Annotated in this window: 5 protein-coding genes and 1 pseudogene; 3 read left to right on the top strand and 3 right to left on the bottom strand. The window is 67.9% G+C overall.

Annotation, left to right across the window (positions count from 1 at the left end; genetic code table 11):
* Positions 1-211 (bottom strand): S24/S26 family peptidase (locus ACR2JI_RS08190; RefSeq protein WP_526389583.1); only part of this gene is annotated, 211 nt, incomplete at its 3' end.
* 85 nt (positions 212-296) lie between these two features.
* Here ACR2JI_RS08190 and sodN point away from each other — a divergent pair.
* The 3 genes from sodN to ACR2JI_RS08175 all read left to right on the top strand — a co-directional run bounded on the left by sodN (position 297) and on the right by ACR2JI_RS08175 (position 2222).
* A complete protein-coding gene (gene sodN, locus ACR2JI_RS08185) occupies positions 297-719 on the top strand; it encodes a superoxide dismutase, Ni (RefSeq protein WP_526389582.1) in 423 nt (140 codons plus the stop codon).
* A gap of 115 nt (positions 720-834) precedes the next feature.
* On the top strand, positions 835-1626 hold the full coding sequence (locus tag ACR2JI_RS08180) for an alpha/beta fold hydrolase (RefSeq protein ID WP_526389581.1): 792 nt from the start codon (positions 835-837) through the stop codon (positions 1624-1626).
* Positions 1623-2222 (top strand): TetR/AcrR family transcriptional regulator, encoded by a 600-nt coding sequence (locus ACR2JI_RS08175; RefSeq protein WP_526389580.1) that lies wholly within the window; start codon positions 1623-1625, stop codon positions 2220-2222. Before ACR2JI_RS08180 ends, ACR2JI_RS08175 begins: the two co-directional genes overlap by 4 nt.
* Here the strand turns inward: ACR2JI_RS08175 and ACR2JI_RS08170 are convergent.
* Together ACR2JI_RS08170 and ACR2JI_RS08165 are read right to left on the bottom strand one after the other, a co-directional pair.
* On the bottom strand, positions 2195-3220 hold the full coding sequence (locus ACR2JI_RS08170) for an agmatine deiminase family protein (protein WP_526389579.1): 1026 nt from the start codon (positions 3218-3220) through the stop codon (positions 2195-2197). The two genes, ACR2JI_RS08175 and ACR2JI_RS08170, sit on opposite strands and share 28 nt — an antisense overlap.
* Positions 3217-3614, bottom strand: a pseudogene (locus ACR2JI_RS08165) (amidase); the annotation flags it as partial. The pseudogene ACR2JI_RS08165 and the gene ACR2JI_RS08170, both read right to left, overlap by 4 nt.

Raw genomic sequence — 3614 nt, 5'->3', positions numbered from 1 at the left:
CGACCCAGCCGAACTCGCGAGAGTCCATCGCGCCGGGCGCCCGGGGGTTGTCGGAGAGCGCTTCGAAGCTCGAGCCCTGCACCAAACCCACTCGCTTGACCAGCCACCGGGACGGCGACCAGGGGTCAGCGAACACCCGCAGCTGTCCGGGCCTGGGCGCGCCACCACGTAGACCCAGCAGGCCGTCGCCGGGTCGCAGGGTCGGCAGCATCGAATCCTCGGCGACCAGGAAGCGCCGTAGCGGCCAGTCTCGGATCCGGTGGCTGAGGCTCACAGCCAAAGGGTAAATTAAAGCCATGCTGCAACGACTCTTCGCCAACGCCACTCCCGCCCACGCCCACTGCGATCTGTACTGCGGTGTCTATGACCCCGCCCAGGCAAAGATCGAGGCGCTGTCCTGCCTCAAGACGGTTCAGAAGTACAACGACTCCGACGATGAGCACTTCCGCACCCGCGCCATCCTGGTCAAGGAGCAGCGGGCCGAGGAGGTCAAGCATCACCTCATGGTGCTGTTGGCCGACTTCTTCACCAAGGAGCACTTCGAGCAGTTCCCGAACCTGCATCAGCTGTTCTGGGACGGCGTGCACGGCGCCGGCGACGTCAAGAAGTCCACCGATGTGGCCACCTGCGAGAAACTGCTCGCGACCATCGAGGCGATCTCCGACATCTTCTGGCAGACCGAGAAGGCCAAGGGCATGGGGGTCTACCCGCCCAAGTAGTCGCTTGTCGGTTCGACCCGTCGACAACCCGCACGCCCCGATGGGGCTGCGGGTTGTCGTGTTTTCACCGACGCAATCTCTAGTAGATGACCACATGGTCATGTATTGTTGATGCATGTCGGCACCTCGTCTGCACACGACCACCGTTGGATCCGGCCCGTCGCTGATCCTGCTGCACGCCAATGGCGGTGACCACCGGGACTTCGGCGCCGTCGTCGACGGACTCGCCGAATCCGGTTGGTGTGTCACCACAATCGACTTCCCCGGCCACGGCCTTAGCCCTCGCCATTACCCGGAGTCGGCTGTGGGATTCGGGGTCGCACTGACCGATTGGCTCGACAATCTCGGCGGATCGCATGTGCTGATGGGCAACTCGGTAGGCGGATTCGCCGCTCTCTACGCGGCAGCGCGGCGTCCTGAGCGGGTGGCCGGCCTGGCGCTGGTCTCCCCCGGAGGCTTCACGCCGCGATGGTTCGGGACGACGGCGACCTGCCGGCTCTTCGGCTCGGCGCGGGTGGCGCCCGTCGTCTACCGCCGGCTGCCCCGGCTGTACTTGCATGGTCGCAACCCCGCGGTGAGCGCGGCGATCGCCCGCGCCGAGGAAGCCTCCCGGTCCCCGGAGCGGTGCGAAGTCTACGGAAACGTGTGGCGCAGCTTCGCCGATCCCGATCACGACGGCCGCAGCCTGGCCGCCGCGGTCACCTGTCCCACCCTGCTGGTCTGGGGTACCCGGGATCCGGTGCTCCCGTGGCATCTCGACGGCCGCCGGGCCCGCGCCGCACTGCCGATGGCAGAGACGCTGACCTTCCCGGGCGGTGGACATCAGCCCTTCATCGAACGCCCCGGAGAGTTCCTCGACCGCACGGCGCCATTCCTGTCGACACTGCAACGGAGTATGGCGCGGTGAGAGACGCGCCGGTCCGACGGCGCCGTGGGCCGGGCAGCCGGGCCGACGAGAACCATCCCACCCGGCTCGAACTGCTCGACGCCGCCGTGAGACTGGCCGAACGCGACGGCCTGCGCGGGTTGTCGATCGCTGAGATCACCACGGCCGCAGGCCATGCGAAAGGCACGTTCTACGTCCACTTCGCCGATCGCGCCGCCCTGCTGGTCGCACTGCAACAGCGGTACCACGACACGGTTTTCGCACAGGTGATCAGCCAGACTGCCGACGACCCCGCCGGTCCGGACCGCCTCCGGCGGCGCCTGATCGCGTTCCTCGATGCCTGCACCGCCCTACCGGCCGTACGGGCGCTGCTACTCGAGGCCCGCACCGAGCCGGCGATCGCCGACGAGGTCGATCACCGCAATCAGCAGGCGACCCTCGTTCTCGCCGCCGACCTGACGGGCGTGGTCGAGCACCCGCGGGAGACCGCACGAATCCTAGTGCTCGCCGCCGCCGATATCGCCGCCCGCGAGTCGACCGGGCAACGCAGGCTGCCCGCTGCCCGACGGTCGCTTCTGGAGCTCGTGCCTCAGACGAGTGCTGACGGCTGCTGCTGAGTGATGCAGTGGATGCCGCCGCCGCGCTCGAAGAGCGGGCGGGCGTCCACGCTCACCACACGCCGGCCCGGGTAGTGCTCGGCGAGGATCGCGACCGCTTCGCGGTCGTGGTCGTCGGCGTAGCTACAGGCGATGATGCCGCCGTTGACCACCAGGTGGTTGATGTAGCTGTAGTCGACCCAGCCTTCGGCGTCGGTCAGCGTTGCGGGAGCGGGCATTTCGGTGATCTCCCACTCCCGCCCGGCCGCGTCGTGGGTTCCGTCAAGTGCGGCCCGGATCTCTTTGCAGGCCTGATAGTCGGGGTGTGACGCATCGCGCTGGGTGTGCAGCAGCAACCGGCCAGGTGAGGTGATCGCGGCGACGATATCGACGTGCCCGCGGGTGCCGAATTTCTCCGAGTCGCGTGTCAGCCCGCGCGGCAGCCATACCGCGTGGGTGGCGCCGATGGTGCGGGCCATCTCGGCTTCCACATCGGCACGGGTGAGCGTGGGATTGCGGCCGGGATCGAGTTGCACGGTGTCGGTCAGCAGCACGGTGCCCTCCCCGTCGACCTGGATGCCACCGCCCTCATTGACCAGAGCCGCACTGATCACCGGGGTGCCGGCAGCGCCGGCAACGAACCGGCCGATCTGGGAATCCAGATCCCACTGCGCCCAATCCTGGGCGCCCCATCCGTTGAACACCCAATCCACCGCGGCAACCGACCCGTCCACCGCATGCACAAACGTGGGCCCCATATCCCGCATCCAGGCATCGTTGAGTGGCGCCTCGATGACCTCGATGTCCTTCGACAGGTAGCGCGCAGCATCGGCGCGCGATCCCGGGTCGACAACCATGGTCACGGGTTCGAACTCGGCGATCGCATGGGCAACGGCAGCCCAGGTGGACCGCGCTTCGTGACGGGCCGCCTCGGACTCGCCCAGGGTGTAGCCCTCACACGGAAAGGCCATCCAGATGCGGTCCTGGGGAGCCCACTCGGCGGGCATGCGATAGGTCATGACGGCGATCCTAGGGGTGGGGTCCGCGGCGGCGGAACGCGCCGGGTGCCGGTGGCCTCGAATGCCGCGGCGTAGCCCAGCAGGGCGGTGTCGTCGTAGGCCCGGCCGGCGAAGGTGATCCCGGCCGGCATGCCGATATCGGCCATCACGCCCATCGGAACCGTCACGGTGGGGATTCCCAGATGGCGCGGAACAAGATTGCCGTTGGCGACCCACACACCGTTGCGCCAGCCGAGATCGGCCGAGTCCGGGTTGACGTCCATATCGGCGGGGCCGACGTCGGCGACGGTCGGGAAGATCACCGCGTCGAGTCGCCACTTGCGCAGCCACTCCTCGAAGTCCACCTTGCGGGTCTTCTCCAGCCCCCGCAACCCGTCTTCGATGTGCGGGATGT

Source organism: Mycobacterium sp. (assembly GCF_051006775.1).
GTDB lineage: Bacteria > Actinomycetota > Actinomycetes > Mycobacteriales > Mycobacteriaceae > Mycobacterium.
The sequence above is the reverse complement of the archived record's forward strand: the minus strand, read 5'-3'. Positions and strand labels throughout refer to the sequence as shown.